The sequence below is a fragment of the Flavobacterium sp. DG1-102-2 genome (assembly GCF_033042555.1).
GTDB lineage: Bacteria > Bacteroidota > Bacteroidia > Flavobacteriales > Flavobacteriaceae > Flavobacterium.
This window is the reverse complement of record NZ_JAWLIK010000004.1, coordinates 1-16,770: the sequence shown is the minus strand read 5'-3', so window position 1 is coordinate 16,770 and position 16,770 is coordinate 1. Positions and strand designations below refer to the sequence as shown.

The 16,770-nt window shown below is 37.4% G+C and carries 13 protein-coding genes; 4 read left to right on the top strand and 9 right to left on the bottom strand.

Annotated elements, in window-relative coordinates:
• Positions 1–39: 39 nt before the first annotated feature.
• From R1T16_RS07260 to R1T16_RS07245, 4 genes are all read right to left on the bottom strand, one after another.
• Positions 40–1,266, bottom strand: a complete 1,227-nt coding sequence (locus tag R1T16_RS07260; protein ID WP_317500439.1) for a Glu/Leu/Phe/Val dehydrogenase dimerization domain-containing protein — start codon at positions 1,264–1,266, stop codon at positions 40–42.
• A gap of 73 nt (positions 1,267–1,339) precedes the next feature.
• A complete protein-coding gene (locus R1T16_RS07255) occupies positions 1,340–3,298 on the bottom strand; it encodes a sensor histidine kinase (protein ID WP_317500438.1) in 1,959 nt (652 codons plus the stop codon).
• Between the two features lie 147 nt (positions 3,299–3,445).
• Entirely contained in the window at positions 3,446–3,619 is a 174-nt protein-coding gene (locus tag R1T16_RS07250; protein ID WP_317500437.1) for a hypothetical protein, read from the bottom strand.
• Between the two features lie 334 nt (positions 3,620–3,953).
• A complete protein-coding gene (locus R1T16_RS07245) occupies positions 3,954–4,679 on the bottom strand; it encodes a LytTR family DNA-binding domain-containing protein (protein ID WP_317500436.1) in 726 nt (241 codons plus the stop codon).
• Positions 4,680–4,786: 107 nt separating this feature from the next.
• On the opposite strand from R1T16_RS07245, the gene R1T16_RS07240 reads away from it, so the two are divergent.
• Positions 4,787–5,464, top strand: a complete 678-nt coding sequence (locus tag R1T16_RS07240; protein WP_317500435.1) for a response regulator — start codon at positions 4,787–4,789, stop codon at positions 5,462–5,464.
• Here the strand turns inward: R1T16_RS07240 and R1T16_RS07235 are convergent.
• On the bottom strand, positions 5,461–6,528 hold the full coding sequence (locus tag R1T16_RS07235; protein ID WP_317500434.1) for an anhydro-N-acetylmuramic acid kinase: 1,068 nt from the start codon (positions 6,526–6,528) through the stop codon (positions 5,461–5,463). The two genes, R1T16_RS07240 and R1T16_RS07235, sit on opposite strands and share 4 nt — an antisense overlap.
• A gap of 91 nt (positions 6,529–6,619) precedes the next feature.
• On the opposite strand from R1T16_RS07235, the gene R1T16_RS07230 reads away from it, so the two are divergent.
• On the top strand, positions 6,620–7,762 hold the full coding sequence (locus R1T16_RS07230) for an acyl-CoA dehydrogenase (protein WP_317500433.1): 1,143 nt from the start codon (positions 6,620–6,622) through the stop codon (positions 7,760–7,762).
• Between the two features lie 38 nt (positions 7,763–7,800).
• Here R1T16_RS07230 and R1T16_RS07225 read toward each other — a convergent pair whose 3' ends face one another.
• A complete protein-coding gene (locus R1T16_RS07225) occupies positions 7,801–8,139 on the bottom strand; it encodes a hypothetical protein (protein ID WP_317500432.1) in 339 nt (112 codons plus the stop codon).
• Positions 8,140–8,505: 366 nt separating this feature from the next.
• Here R1T16_RS07225 and R1T16_RS07220 point away from each other — a divergent pair, with 366 nt between their 5' ends.
• Together R1T16_RS07220 and R1T16_RS07215 are read left to right on the top strand one after the other, a co-directional pair.
• Positions 8,506–8,847, top strand: a complete 342-nt coding sequence (locus tag R1T16_RS07220) for a helix-turn-helix transcriptional regulator (protein WP_317500431.1) — start codon at positions 8,506–8,508, stop codon at positions 8,845–8,847.
• Between the two features lie 68 nt (positions 8,848–8,915).
• Positions 8,916–11,327 carry a hybrid sensor histidine kinase/response regulator gene (locus R1T16_RS07215; protein WP_317500430.1) on the top strand — a complete coding sequence of 804 codons (2,412 nt, stop codon included), beginning with the start codon at positions 8,916–8,918 and terminating at the stop codon, positions 11,325–11,327.
• Positions 11,328–11,331: 4 nt separating this feature from the next.
• Here the strand turns inward: R1T16_RS07215 and R1T16_RS07210 are convergent, their stop codons facing one another.
• The 3 genes from R1T16_RS07210 to R1T16_RS07200 all read right to left on the bottom strand — a co-directional run bounded on the left by R1T16_RS07210 (position 11,332) and on the right by R1T16_RS07200 (position 16,543).
• A complete protein-coding gene (locus R1T16_RS07210; protein WP_317500429.1) occupies positions 11,332–12,678 on the bottom strand; it encodes a sigma-54 dependent transcriptional regulator in 1,347 nt (448 codons plus the stop codon).
• A 126-nt stretch (positions 12,679–12,804) separates the two neighbouring features.
• The gene (locus R1T16_RS07205) at positions 12,805–13,119 is read right to left on the bottom strand and encodes a hypothetical protein (protein ID WP_317500428.1); all 315 of its coding nucleotides are present in this window, start codon (positions 13,117–13,119) and stop codon (positions 12,805–12,807) included.
• 154 nt (positions 13,120–13,273) lie between these two features.
• Positions 13,274–16,543 (bottom strand): T9SS type B sorting domain-containing protein, encoded by a 3,270-nt coding sequence (locus R1T16_RS07200; RefSeq protein ID WP_317500427.1) that lies wholly within the window; start codon positions 16,541–16,543, stop codon positions 13,274–13,276.
• Positions 16,544–16,770 lie beyond the last annotated feature (227 nt).

The window sequence follows — 16,770 nt, the reverse complement described above, 5'->3', positions numbered from 1 at the left end:
TCCCTGTCATTAAAAATAATGTTTTTATTTATCTGCTGCTTATACTAATTGCTTTAATGCAATCTCAAAAGCAGTGTGGCTAATATTTGTTTTTGATGGGTTTAGCGCATGCACTTTTGCAATCGCATTACCTATAATTTCAGATGTATCGTTAAACACAGCCTCGTCTGTCATGCCCACTTTTTTCTCCATGAAGTAAGCAAATACTCTTGCCATACCACAGTTAGAGATAAAGTCAGGAATAAGGCTTACCTTACTGTCTGTAGCCTCCATGATAGGACCAAAGAATATTTCTTTATCGGCAAAAGGAACGTTAGCACCGCAAGAGATAACTTCAAGGCCTGAAGCGATCATGTTATCAATCTGGTCTTTAGTTACAAGCCTTGATGCTGCACAAGGAGCAAATATCTCTGCACCTATTTTCCAAACTTCTTCGTTGATGGTCTCAAACGGAATCATGTTAGGAGCGACAAGTTTGTTACCGTCTTTGTTTAGGAAAAGTTCTTTGATCTCATCAAAAGAGAATCCCTCTTTATTAATAACACCTCCGTCACGGTCAATGATACCTACCACTTTAGCGCCCATTTTAGCAAGATAGAATGCGGCAGCAGAACCTACGTTACCAAAGCCCTGAACTATTGCTTTTTTACCTTCTATAGAACCACCGTATATTTTATAGTAATGACTTACAGCTTCGGCAACGCCGTAACCGGTAATCATATCTGCTACTGTATATTTTCTTGTAACGTCAGGAGAATATATTGGGTTTTCAATAACCTTTACAACACCCTGGCGTAACTGACCGATACGGTTAATCTTATCTGCTTCGCTTGGTTTAAAGTGGCCTGTAAAGACACCCTCCTGCGGGTGCCATACACCGCACTCTTCGGTCATCGGGATCACCTCATGTATTTCATCAACATTAAGGTCACCGCCTGTACCATAATAACTTTTAAGAAGAGGCGATACAGCTTTGTACCATCTTTGAAGAACGCCTTCTTTTCTCGGATCTGCTGGATCAAAATTAATCCCTGATTTAGCACCGCCAATAGCAGGCCCCGAGACAGAAAACTTCACTTCCATAGTTTTTGCAAGCGAAAGCACCTCGTTCATGTCAAGGCCTTTTCTCATTCTTGTACCACCTCCGGCAGCGCCGCCTCTTAGCGAGTTGATCACTGTCCACCCCTCGGCTTCTGTTTCAGAATCTTTCCAGTTAAAAACTATTTCGGGTTGTTTATTTTCAAATTTACTTAGTAAATCTTTCATTTGTTTGTGTTTTTATAAATCCGCACAAATATATGAAACATATATATGAGAAATTCGCATTTTATTGAGAATATTACACCGAAAACTGAACCGCTATCGTAGTGCCTTCTCCTGGTTTTGAGGTTATTTGCAAGATCCCGTTAAGTGCCTCAGTCCTTTTTTTGAGGTTTTTCAGCCCTATCCCGCCTTTTGCCTTTTCAGGATCAAACCCCTTGCCGTTATCTACAACGGTAATTACAATTTTGTCCTCTTGTTTTCCCGCAGTTACTTTTACATATCCTGCTTCAGAATATTTATTTACGTTTTGCAGTGCTTCCTGGATAATCCTGTACACATTTACTTTAACAACGTTAGACATCTCCTGCCAGTCTATAGTACTATCTATATCCGCCTCAAACTCGGTCTCAAATTCATTTTTCTGAGACACTATCATAAATTCGAGCAAATTTTCAAAGCTCTGTTCCTGGTTAAAAATCGCGTTTCTGCTAAGATCGTGTGAAACGCCCCTTATTTCAGATTCCACATTTTGCAGCTCTTTAATATATTCTTTACGCTTTGCTATAGATTCGTCGTCGGCTTTTTTATTAATGAATTCTAAATTTAGCCGTACTGCATAAATATTATTGAGTATGCCATCATGCAGTTCCATGGCAATACGGGATTTTTCTTCAGTCCTGGCTGTTTCTATCTTTCCCTGCTGCTCAAACATAAGCTCGTAAATTTCTTCGTTTGCCCTTTGCTGTTCCTGAATAAGAAGAAGTTCTTTGTTACGTGAATTTAGGTAATAGATAATAAAAATAGCAGCAACGAAAAATAGCACGATAACAGACACCCCTATGATGAAGCTGTTCTTTTTGGCAAGAGCCTCCTTTTCGGTAATGATCCTGTCGGTATCATATTCTATCTTGGCAAATTTATTCCTTGTATTTTCTGCCAGACGCTGGAGACTGTCACTTACAGAAACATATCTTTTAAAATAAAAATCTTTGTTGTTTTTGTCTATTGCAGATAAAGTACGGAGACTGCTAAGAATATCTTCATTACTGTTTTTAACTTTTGCTTTAGTATAAGCCGACTTTAAATACCTCACGGCTCTTAGTGTATCTTCTTTGTAAAGACTGTATTCACCCAATGTTATATCACTCGCTATAATTCCTGCTTCGTCATTTATACTATCCCTTATTTTTAACGACTTATACAGCAGTGCAGGTACTCCTGCATCATTTCCTGATTTATATTTAACCGAGGCGAGATTATTTATCAGCTTTGCATACAAAGCAGGCGAATTTCTTGCTTCGGGTATTGCAAGCGCCTGATTATAAATATCAATAGCTTTTTCCAGCTGCCCCATTTTTACATAGGCCGTCCCCATATTATTATAACATGTAGCTTTAATATAGTCAACATCACTTTGGGTATAGCCTTCATCTTTATAACCGTCTGCATAAGATAGTGATGTCTTAAAATATTCTATCGCCTCCTTATATTTACCTAATCCTTCTACAGAATTAGCGATAAGATTATAGCAATTATAGAGGTCAGATGACTTATTTTGCACCTTGAGCAACTTCATTGCTCTATAAGCCTCCTCCTCGCAAAGCACAAATTCACCTACCCTATAATATATGTAAGCCTTATACAATACAATTTCACCAAGTGTTCTTGTATCGGTATTTTTTAACTGGCTATATAATTTCTCTGCCCCGGCGTAAAAATAATATGCGCTGTCCAGATCAGATTTACCATAATAAGAAACACCTAAAAAATAAAGTCCTTTGGCCATCCCAATAGTATCCTTAACGTCTGACGACATTTTGTACACTTTTCGGCTAACTTTTATTGATTTATCAAAAGCATCGAGGTTATAGTAGTTTACTGCGGCTTTCTTATAATAATAGCGTGTAAGAGTATCATTTTGCATATCTTTTACCGCATCATAAAGACTATCGTTATAAGCAAGCTTTTTAATATTGGGTAAATCACTGTCTTCAAGCAAAACTACAAGACTATCAATGTGATTTTTGCTCTTCATAGAGGAGAGTGCAGATTTTTTGCAGGATACAACAAAAAATAGTAAGGCTATCGCAATGAAATAGTGTAATTGACGTGTCATATAAATTTTTGAGGCAGTAGTTATACAAACTACTGCCTCAAAAATAATACTTTTTATGTTAAAAACTTACGCTCTGATTGGTGGTTTTGGAAGTTCTTTATCTCCAGGGCCCGGAATAACTCCTCCGCCAAATCCGTCAGCTTTAGTTTCCTGCTGAAGTCCGCTGTCGTCTGTTGAACATGATACTAATGAAGTACCGATAAATGATACAAGGGCAAGTGTAAGGATAATTTTTTTCATGTGTAGTAAGGATTTTATTAGATGTATTTTTTTAAATTTTGTTTCTGATGAACTCCGCGATTACCGTTTGATTCTGAAGCAAAACTAAGCGCAAAAAAACTTCCAGCATAATGATTTACAGCCAGTTTAGTAAAACACACCGCTACACGAGTAACTCGACCGATTTGAAGGGTAACTGTACAATAAAACGTTAAAAATACTACAAATAAATGTCATTAAATGGACACCTAAAAACACTAAACAACTAAAATACAGCCATTTATTCAGAATTTAAAAAATTCAGAATTTGTTAAAAACTTCAAAAATGACATAGGAAAGCGTAAAAAAACTGCTTTTATAGATATTCAGGTGCAATTTTCCTGATAATTGTATCTACATTATCCTTAAATGTTTTGGAAAAGGATATGGAAAGATCACTATTATTTAAATAACATAGTGACTTTCCTGTATTAATCCTTGACACAAAATTGATGTTCACAATATAACTGTTGTGAATCCTGAAAAAATAAAAGGGAAGGTTGGTTTCGTAATGTTTAAGCGTTTTATATGCTGTAAGCTTTCTGCCATTTTGCAGGTAGAAGTCGGTCGTATTATTATCTGCCTTAAGATATACGATATCATTAAGCGATATAAACTGATAATCGCCATAGGACCTTATGCAAATGGTCCCGTTAGCCGCCGCAGGATTTGTCTTTTGAAATTTAAGCAGGCTTTTTCTAAGATCAAACTGGCTTAATGGTGCCAGCAGGTAGTCAGAGACGCCCGCTTGTATAGCTTCAAATGCCAGTTTGGACGATGCAGTTAGGGCGATGAAATAGGGTACATTATCTATAAAGCGATATAACTCTGTGATTATATTTAAAGAAAGATTACTTTTCTTGTTTTTAGGACTGATTTCAAGAAAAACTATCTGAGGCTGAAGCTCAAGAATCTTATTAATGGCATCATCTTTGTTTTCTGCTATACCGGCACAATAGTAGTCCGGGAACTCCTCGAATTTACGCAAGGTCTCCTGGATATTTGTCTTGTTGTCGTCTACTATTAAATAAGAGTATTGCACGAAATATTTTGAGAAAATTTTGCGCAATATAGATATATTTGATTTTACGATTTTACGGGAAAACCGTAATTTTTGTTAATTTTGTAATGCCCTAACAAAACCATTTTATGCGTAAAGATTTGAATATTCTGATTGTTGACGACCATCCCATGACGGTAAATGGCTACGTTAACGTGTTGTCTGAAGAGGAATTTGAAGACACTGATCTTATTTTTACAAAAGCGCTGGATTGTGAGCAGGCTTATAACCTAATAACTGATTCTCAAACCGGGGGAACTAAATTTCAGGTTGCTTACCTTGACCTTAGCCTCCCACCATATGCAGAAAAAAACATCTTCTCAGGCCTAGACCTGGGAATCCTCATACGTAAAACGTTACCGGATTGTTTGATAATAATCCTCACCATGCACAGTGAAGCATCATTGGTAGACAGGCTTATTAAAGAAATAAACCCCCAGGGAATTTTATGTAAAAGTGACATTGATATTGATGAGTTCCTCAATGCATTTAAGATTGTATACTCAGGTGACACCTACTTAAGCAATAAGATAGTAAAATCGCTTAAGGATAAAGTATTTGACAATTATAAGCTTGACAGTTACGACAAGCAGATACTTATGAGGCTGTCTGAAGGTATATTAACCAAAAATATCCCTAACTATGTACCGCTTTCATTAAGCGCCATTGAAAAAAGAAAGGCACAAATGAAAAACATGCTATTACAGGGCAAAGGTGGTGATGATCATGAACTTATAGAGGCAATCAAAAAGATGGGTATTCTTTAAGGAAGGAATACATAACCTGAACTGTGATCTCTCTTTGCTCCCGTTACACTATTCAGTACATTAATTTCGTCTCTTAATTTAAGCACACCTAAAAAGGCAAAAATCAGTGCTTCTTTAAATTGTATGATTTTATCGTCGGGAATGGTAACGGTTGTATCAGCAAGGAGCTCCTTAAGACGAACAATCAAAAATGTATTATAGGCTCCTCCACCGGTTATAAGCAGCCTTCCTTTACCTTTTGCATTTATAACATTTGCTATCTGAACAGCGATATGCTCTGTAAAAGTTGCCAGCCTGTCTTCCGCTGACGCAGGATATTTTTCAATTAAAGGAAGCACCACTTCCTTAACAAATTCAAAGCCCAGTGATTTAGGAAAATCCTGTTTGTAAAAACCAAGGTTATTAAGTTCTTCGAGTAATGCTTCCTGTACAAAACCTTTTGAAGCAATCTTACCACCTGTATCATACTCAAACCCTAACTGATTTGCATAAAAGTTAAGCACCGTATTAACAGGACAAATATCAAATGCGATGCGATTTCCACTTTTTTCAAAAGAGATGTTTGAGAATCCACCAAGGTTTAAACAGTAATCATAAGCAGAAAACAACAGCCTGTCGCCTATCGGGACGAGTGGTGCACCCTGCCCGCCCAGCTGCACGTCCTGCACCCTGAAATTACAAACTACTTTTTGATTTATTATTGAGGCAATTTCCGGCAGGTTACCTATCTGGAGTGTAAATCCGTTTTGTGGCTGATGGAGTATTGTGTGTCCATGAGAGCAAACTGCATCAAGTCCCGTTAAATTATAATTATCTATAAAAATTGCTATAATACCACCAAGCAATTGGGTGTATTCTTCGTTAAGCAATTTCAGTTCACTTTCATCGAAGCTAATAGCTGTTTTAAGACGCTCCACCCACTCATGGGAATATGGAATTGTAGCCGATTTCTCTATAGAAAATTGCCATTTACTGTCTTTAAATTCAAATAAAATATGTGCCAGATCTACGCCATCCAGCGAAGTTCCTGACATTACTCCTACAACGTTATAGTTTTCTTTCATCTCGAGGCTAAAATTAAGCATTCATATTGAAAATTTCACATTTAATAGCTACATTTGGGCGCAATAAAACAAAAAATAATAATTAACTGTTATGGATTTTAAACTTACTGAAGAACATTTGATGATTCAACAAGCTGCGCGTGATTTTGCACAGAATGAATTGCTTCCGGGTGTTATTGAAAGAGATGAGAAACAAATTTTCCCTACTGAGCAAATCAAAAAAATGGGAGAACTTGGATTTCTTGGTATGATGGTAGACCCTAAATATGGGGGAAGCGGACTAGACACGATTTCTTATGTGCTTGCCATGGAAGAGATCTCTAAGATTGATGCTTCAGCTTCAGTAGTTATGTCAGTAAACAACTCGCTTGTTTGCTGGGGCCTTCAGACTTTTGGTACAGAAGAACAAAAACAAAAATATCTTACACGCCTTGCTACAGGAGAAATAATAGGTGCATTTTGCCTTTCTGAACCTGAAGCGGGTTCTGATGCAACTTCTCAAAGGACAACAGCTATAGACAAAGGTGACCATTACTTAGTAAATGGTACTAAAAACTGGATAACTAACGGCAGCACTGCTGATGTTTACCTGGTAATTGCACAAACAGATACCGATAAAAAGCATAAAGGAATCAATGCCCTTATCCTTGAAAAAGGCATGCCCGGTTTTGAAATAGGTGCTAAAGAACAAAAACTTGGTATTCGTGGTTCTGATACACACTCTTTAATGTTTACCGATGTTAAGGTCCCTAAAGAGAACAGGATTGGCGAAGATGGATTCGGGTTTAAATTTGCCATGAAGACACTTGCCGGCGGAAGGATAGGTATAGCGTCTCAGGCACTTGGAATCGCAGCAGGGGCTTATGAGCTTGCCCTTAAATATTCTAAAGAGCGTAAAGCTTTTGGAACAGAAATATGCAATCACCAGGCAATTGCCTTTAAACTTGCCGATATGGCAGTAAGCATTGAAGCAGCACGCCACTTATGCATGAAAGCAGCATGGGATAAGGACCAGCATAACAATTACGACATTAGTGGTGCAATGGCAAAACTATATGCATCTCAGGTGGCAATGGACACTACAATTGAAGCGGTACAAATTCATGGAGGTAACGGTTACGTTAAAGAATACCATGTAGAACGCCTTATGCGCGATGCCAAGATCACACAGATATATGAGGGAACTTCTGAAATCCAGAAGATCGTAATTTCAAGGTCAATAATCGCAGGATAAATAACAGTAATAAAGCCCCATACGGGGCTTTATTTTTTTTAGCTCACATATACTTTATCCAGTATATTCTGCACATCGTTTATTATCTCATTTTTGAGTTTATCTAAATGCAGATAATAAATATTCCCTTCCAGCTTCGAATCGTTGACTTTGTTCATTTGCGAGAGCCCCAGCAAAACCGGTACGCTGTCTTTGTAGAGTTTCATGAAGCTTAGCAATTCAAGTTCATCATAAAGAAAAAACATAAGCATATCATACTCTTTATCAAATAATTCGCTATTTTCAGGATTATACAATATAAAATCATTCTTTTCAGAAAAGTTGCTTTTTATCAGTTCATAGTAAGCAAACTGACTGTCATAAATTAAAATTTTCATGCCTTTTACACAAAGTAATTTAGATGTTAAGTAAACTAATTTCAGTTAATATATAACTATCAAAAAATAGATATATATTCATTTTTTACTTACGCTCGTCGGTAAAAAAGTGCATTACGTCGAATTTTAATCCATTACCACTTCGCAGTTGGACACGTTTGCTATTTTTATATAAAATAGCGGGCTAAAATAATGACTCAGCGTCTTTTAAGGTCCGAGCGGGCAAAAACAAAAAACCGGTGTAAGGTGTGGCAATTGTTATTGTCCAAATTAGACGGTTCAAATATAAGATTAACTTTAGAAGAAAATACTTAAATTTTTATAAATTCTTTTTTACTTAATACCATCCAACTAAACCACATTACAATGAATATTATTGGCCAGCGAATTAAAAAACTAAGGGAAGAAAAGGGCATAACACAGGAAACAATGGCGCATCAGCTTGATGTGACACAAAGTAACTATGGCCGCTTAGAAAAAGACGACAGAAGGCTTAACGTAGTTAAACTGCTTAAGATAGTAAGAATTCTAAACGTGAATATTTCTTATCTTTTTAGTGAAGTACTGAATGAAGTGCCGGAAGAAGAAACTGCTTCTTTTACCAATGCAAATAAAGAGGTTTACGATATCCTTGTAGAAAGCCTGAGAGCTGAGATACTACACCTGAAAGACGAAATTAACTTCCTGAGGGTAATGGTTAAAAGTTAATGTCTTTTTTATCTAAAATTACCATTGTACCATTTCCTTAAGATGATAAAATCTACTACTTTTATCTCATGGTACATAAACCTAAAGCTGTAAAGTATAAAGTTATCGCCGGATATGTGCTGCTATTTGCAATAGCAGCTTTTTCTGTTTGGCTGGTTTACACTGAAATATCGAGACTTGCTGAACCAAGCCAAAGCAGCGACGAAAACAAAAAAATCCTCAACATAAGTAAAACCATTGCTAATCTCTATGCTTCCGAAGCTATAGGACGTAATTCTATACTCACAGGTAAGCCGAATGATTTTAAAAAATACAGCAACCTAATAGACAGTATTTCTGTCGAGGTAGAACATATAAAAAATTCTGTAGACCAAGATCAGGCCCCTAAGTTTGATTCGATCCAGCTACTTATCAACCGAAAGAGGATAAGTATTATAAACCTTATAAAGTACAGAAAAAAATATGGCACCTATAACACCTACAAAGAGGGTATAGACGACATCTACAACACAAAAGATTCTATTGCCAGTACATTAAAGCCTATAATAATTACCAAACGCCATTCATGGCAAAAGGCTGTAGACGCAATCATAACACCGGAATTAAGGGACTCGCTCACGAGGGCAAATGTATCTATAGATACTTTCGCTATGGTTTATGAACTCAAGCTAAGAAACCTTATTGATAAGGATAACAAAATAAAACTGCTCCTGTTTAGAAAGGAGCAGAAACTTCTTGATGAAAACAGGATAATATCAGACCAGCTAAGGTCGATACTTATATCGGTAGAACAGGATTTTTCACAAAAGGTTTATCACGAAATGCGTGAGTCGCAGTCAAGCCTTAGGGCAACGATAGAAAATATTGCCTGGATAGGCGCCGTAACATTATTTATACTGATAATATTTGCATGGATAATTGTTCGTGACCTTACCATAAATCAAAATTACAGGAAAAAACTGGAAGTCCTTAACCATGAAAACGAAGAGCTGTTAAGAACAAAGTCTATGCTTATGGCTACGGTTACCCACGATCTGCAGACACCCCTTGGCAGTATCATTGGTTTCCATGAACTGCTTAAAAACTCGGGGGTTACCGGGAAGCAAAGCCAGTACCTTAACAATATTAATGAGTCCGCAAACTACATCCTTAAACTCGTTAATGATCTGCTCGATTTTTCAAAGTTAGAAAACAACAGGATCTCTATAGAAAAAACCAGTTTCAATATTAAGAACCTTATTGAGAACACCTGCAAAACACTTGAACCGATGGCAGAAAATAAGGGTATTGAACTCAATTATGATATAAGTGACGAACTGAATGGCAATTACATATCAGATCCTTATCGCATAAAGCAGGTTCTTACTAACCTAATAAGCAACGCTATTAAATTTACACCAGAGGGGTCTGTAGAAGTTATAAGCAAAATTGAAGATAACCATATCCACATCGCTGTACTGGATACCGGTATAGGCATATCGCGTGAAAAACACGGTGACGTATTTAAAGAATTCACACAGGCACATTCGGGTATCGAGAAAAAATTTGGTGGTACAGGTCTTGGGCTTACCATTTCTAAAAGGATACTTGAATTGCTTGACGGGGAAATAATTCTTGAAAGTGAAGAAGGACAAGGGTCTATTTTTACCATAGTTATTCCGTGCATTCCATCAGGCAGCAATTTCTCAGACGAAGAGGAAACAGAAAACAAGGAAACAGCACATCTTTATCCAGCGTTAAACGGCAAAAAAATACTTATTATTGATGACGATAAGATGCAGCTCGCGCTCATGAAAGAGTTGCTTTTAAATTACCCGGTAATGGTAAGGACCGAAATAAATGCAGCTGCCGTAATTTCACTCCTTGAAAACGAAACATTTGACATTGTACTTACAGACATTCAAATGCCTACGGTAGATGGTTTTGAGCTTGTACGACAAATAAGAAGCAGCGCAAACGAAGTTATCGCCACACTTCCTGTCATTGCGTTGTCTGGAAAAAGAAATCTAACTGCCACAGATTTTACGGATAATGGCTTTAACGGGCATCATCCTAAACCAGTCCAAATCGAACAGTTACTAAACCTTATTTCGCATTTTTTCGGTGGAGAGACAGTAATAATTGCCGAAATTAAAACGGAAGAGACCGAAGAAAAACCGCTGTTTAACTTACGAAGCCTTTCGCAATTTACCTATAACGACCCTGAATCGTTAAAGACAATCCTGAACACCTTTAAAGACAGCGTTACAGAAAATTGTATAGCACTTATAAAAGCGATAAAAGATAAGGATGCACAACAGCTTGCAGAAGTTGCGCACAAAATGATCCCGATGCTAAAACAAATGGAAGTACACAGCATTGTGGAGCTACTTGTACCTCTTGAGGAAAGAACCTACAACATGGATTGGGAAGTATTAGAAGACTATATAGACGACATTTGTAATCGCCTGGATACGCTGTGTAAAGCTTTCGATAAATAATATACTAAAGATCTATATTATAAAGTTTCAATTTATTGTAAAGGGTTTTACGGTCTATATCAAGCAAAATTGCTGCTTTAGACTTATTAAAGTTTGCCTTCTCTAATGCCTGTCTTATAGCCTGCTCCTCATCTGCCTTTGCATAACCCGAAAGCATTGTAGATTCTCTTGAAGCCTCCTGCATTTCATTAGGAAGAACCTCAAGATGGATCAGGTTAGATTTTGCCAGCAGCACAGAACGTTTAATGATGTTTTTCATTTCTCTCAGGTTACCCGGCCAGTCATAGTTTTTAAACAGGTCGGTTACATCCTGGTCAAAACCTTCCACCTCCTTTTCAAGGTCGTCATTTGCCTGGGCTAAAAAGTGATTGGCAAACATCATGATATCCTGTTTTCTTTCAGCCAGCCTTGGTGCTTTTATAGAAAATTCATTCAACCTATGGTAAAGATCTTCTCTAAAGTCGCCTTTTTTCACAGCTTCATTCAAATCTTCGTTGGTTGCGGCAATAACCCTTATATCTACTTTAACCTCGTGGTTGCTTCCCACTGGTTTTATCTTGCGCTCCTGAAGCGCACGCAGAAGCTGCACCTGTACTTCATAGGAAAGATTTCCTACTTCATCGAGAAATAGCGTGCCTCCGTTAGCAGCTTCAAAATGGCCTGTCTTATCGGTAACTGCCCCCGTAAATGAGCCTTTGATGTGGCCAAAGAATTCACTCGAAGCCAATTCCTTGGGTATAGCGCCGCAGTCAACCGCAATAAACGGTTTTTCCACCCTTTTGCTCAATACGTGTATAGATTGTGCAATATATTCTTTACCTGTTCCGCTGTCTCCGATAATAAGTACCGACATATTTGTTGGTGCAACTAGTTCTATGTGCTCATGAAGCCTTTGAGAATCGCTGCTGATACCCTTTACAAATGATAATGGAGAGGCAGAAGGCTTGGCTTTCGCCGAAGGTTTGGAAACAACAGTCTCTTTAGATGATTTTTTATTAAGTGCCAGCCCAATGGTGTGGAGTATTTCGTCGGGGTTTATTGGCTTGCCCACATAATCAAAAGCGCCGTCTTTTATAGAATTTACAGCCGTTTTGATATCTGTATAACCTGTCATTAATATAACCTGGGTTTCAAGTGCTTTTTCCTTGGCGAGCTTAAGTATTTTAAGTCCGTCACTGTCCGGCAGGCGGATGTCTGTAAGAACAATATCAAAAACCTGTTTTTTAATTTCTTCTTCAGCATCCTGCCCGGTAAAAGCGTTTATAACGTCGAAACCTTTTTTTTGCAAAAAAGTTTTAAGCATTACGCAGAAAGCAGTATCGTCGTCAATTACCAGTATCTTAGAACTCATCAGTTATATAAATAAGTACAAATGTAATGGTTTTGAATTTTAGAATGTGTTAATAAAAACAAAAGGAGACGCTCCCGTCTCCTTCTATTCGAAGAATAAATTCTTCAATCACCTTACTATATGTCGTTATGCCTGATTCGGCTTTGTTTTAATAAATTGTCCGGTTGTCCTGTAAAAAGCACTTACCGTTTTTCCTGACCTGCTTAGTACTAATTTTAAAATTCCGTTTCCAGATGAATATGATTTATTTAAAACATATCCGCTATATCTTGAACTTACATTCTTAAGCACATTTACAGGCACCTGTGTATTGTCAATTTTTTGGTACCCCTGAGTTACAGAATCAATCGAAGCTGCATTCACATTAACCACTGTTGCCAGTATTATAATCAAGAGCATTTTTCTCATTCTGTTGTTGTATCGGTCAGATGCTATACCCATATGAAATAATTATACCAAAACATCCTAACGCCAATAAAAACTTAAAACCCCTTAAAATAAAGGCTTTTTGGGAGAATAAAAAAAATGTAGAATATGAATAAAAGTGTAGAATTCTACACAATCGTGTAGAATTTCCACAATAAGGATTGTAGAATTATCGCATCATGGAAAAGTGGCCCTTGTGGATTCTGCCATCTTTTCGTTTCACTACAAACCAATAATCGGTAGAGGGCAATTTTTCACCATTAAAACTTCCATCCCAACCCTGATCAATGGGTGTGAACGCGTAAATAAGTTTTCCATAACGATCATAAACATAAATCAGCGCTTCCGGCTCTAACCAGGAATATTCAATACGCCATTTATCATTCATACCATCGCCATTTGGGGTAAAAAATTTAGGATAATTCAGCAACACGATCCTTTGAGAAACCATGCCGCAATCATTTTTGTCTTTAATATACACGGTATAGATTCCTGGTTTCAGTTTTTCAAATATTGGCGAATCCTGATACGTTTTATCATCTAATGAGAACTGGTAATAACCCTTACCTGTCGCATTTATAACAATACGATTATTCTCGGCTGTCCAGTCTTCTACTTTTATGTCCCACGATTCTGGCGGGCCCGAAATACTAACAGAAACGTCAGCTGTAGTTTCACAAATAATACCATTGAATTCATTCCCCACCGTAACCTGGTACTTACCGGATTCATTGACTGTTATTGACTGTGTTGTCTCCCCCGTCGACCATAAATAGCTATTAAAACCTGGATCGGCAACCAGTGTCTTCTTCGTTTCATCATCACACAAAATATAATCCGTTACCATCTTTAGTACAGGATATTTAGATACTCTTAGATTAAAGGCAACAATATCATGACACAATGGAATGTAATTATGAATAAGGCGTGCGTATATAATCTGTGGATTTGCTGTATTAGTATGTAACGTAGGGATAGCGTTTACACCATTATCTGCATCCTCATAAGTAGAGTGGTACGTAATTGTATATAGATCCGCAGGCTGGGTGTCGAGGATTTCACTATTTTGAGTCAGCAGATCAAATTCAGCAGAAAAAGAACCATTGGTTTCTTCAATACAAATAAGCATATCACCCGGATCATTGGCATTTGTCAGTTCGGGCAGCAACCTTATGTTTACTTCAATCCTGCCAATATATCCACAGGAATCTTCCACAACAAACTCGTAAATTCCCGGCTCGAGACCGGTAAACACATTATCATTACCATTATCAAGGGCAAAGGGCTGTCCGTCTTTTTTCGAAATAGTATAATGTAGCGGTGCCAAGCCTGTAGCATCTACATAAATAGCTCCGGCACTGTAGCATGAAATATTGTAAACGCTTTTTACTGTAACACCGTCGTAATATTCAAACGTATCAAGTGCACCAAAACAGGTTTTTATATTGTTTGGGCTTACGTAACTTTCAAAATGTTTTATGATTCTGAATTTACCTTCATATTCTAATCCATATAACGTTTCACCGTTATTCATAGAAATAGAATTATCAGTTGTTGGAAGCGTACCTTCAGTATAAACTATATTGGTTACAGGATGTCCCCAAATGTCATTAGCTGCATCAAGATTTTTTTGAAGCCAATAAGTAGGTGGTACAGACAAATTGAGCGTTTGAGAATCTGCCAATCCTAAATTATAAGACCCACATAGCCTGGTAAAGATAACCGCATTACCCGGAGGCGTACCTGCGTTAATAGTGATCTGGACATCGGCTTCCATACCACATGCATCCTTACCTGAAAGTGTATAGTCACCCGGCGGAAATCCTTCCATATAGAATACACCATTTACATCAATAAACGAACTAACATCAAACGGGAATGCTTCCTGAAATTCTTCCGGTGCCGAAATAATTGCCATTTCAGTAAGCTTGCCGTTTTCGCTAACTACTCTAATAGCGCCGCTATTTTCTGCACAACCTGTCATCGCCGTAGGCAGAAAACCTTTCGGTTCGAAAATAGGAATATTTGCATCCACCTTATGTTCTTTACCACATTCATCTATCACTTTTATAACATAATCGCCAATTGGCATATTTATTAAAACAAGCTGGCCGCTTCCGTTTATCTTGTTCGTAACATTTTCAGGTAGTATATGATTAAGCAGATAATCATCCGGTGCTTCTAAAATTTCAGCAGACACAATTTTTCTATCAGGCACCGTCACACCTATCTTTCCCAAATTTGAAAGACATCCATCACTCGAACCTCCTGCAGAGGCTTCAGGCTCTTCATCAGAGATAACAAATTCTAATGATTTGGTTTTACCGCAGGCATCTACAACAGTAACCTCATAATTACCTTCAGGCACCGCCTGTTCTTTGCTACCAAAAATTAACGTATTAAAATCAAATGGCCCGGGAATTTGAGAATTAAAAGCAGAAGGATCAAAATCTTCGGGTTTCAAAACAAATTCTAATGTATAGGGAGGTACAAAATTTACAGTATTAAGCGTAAAATAATGCTGCCCGCAGGGAAGAATTATATTGGGTGTAAAAATAATATCAAGCTCAGGATTGAGCGACATACCACTTTTTGTAAAAGTTGAATTACACCCATCGGTAATTTCCATACTATACGTGTAACCATCCCCGGAAGGAAAAGTTTCTGTAACCGAAAATTCTACGGTATCGCCGCTTTCAAATGTTTCTGTAACAACAATTGGCGGATCGCCATTTAGTGATGTTAGTGTGTATTTAATCGTAACGGGATAGCTTACAGCCACGCCTTCTCCATAAGTGATAGTGTTAGTAATTGTGGTAGTATCGCAGTCGCTATCTACACCAAAGCTATATACCGGATCAGAAACAATCGGAGGAGTACTATTTGCGGTTACTGTAATCGTCTTAACATTAGCATCGCCACATTCGTTAAATACACGAATTACATACAGACCGGGCGTAATACCTTCAAAAATATTTGATTCTTGCAGAGGCGCTGTTACAGGTCCGGATATTATTTCGTATAGACTTGCTGCGCCACCGGTTACCGTGACGATAATTTTAGCATCATTAACACAAGCCTGGTTAGCTACACTCAAACTAAAATCTACACCGGTAAGGGATTGAACAATTGTTGCCTGCGCTTCCTGCGTGCTGGTCGATTGACCTAAAGTTTGTGTAGCAATAATTTTATACGTCCCTGAACTCAGGCTTCCTAAAAAATTAGAATTCGAAATGGAAATAGGATTAGCAAGATCAGGGTGCTTATATACTGTATAGATGATTGTAGCGCCTGGAGTAGTATTCGAAACATTAAAAGATAAAGTACCATTACCGGAGCACGTTTCGTCCGTACTTGTCACCTGAAGATTAAATCCCTGAAGCTGAGCACAGACAGGAGTAAAAACCAGCAATAACAAATACAATATTGAATTCATCATATACTTCTTACAGGAAGTATTGTAAATAAAAGTTAACAAACTTAATTTCAGTATTATGTGTTAGTTAAGAGAAGTTAATATTAGTTAAAAAAAAGCTAACTAATACATTTAAGACTAAAAAAAAGTAACTAAAAACTTTAAATTTGTTATAAAACAAAAAACCCTATCCTGTTTGGATAGGGTTTTCAAAAGAAAGGCGACGACATACTCTCCCACAAATTGCAGTA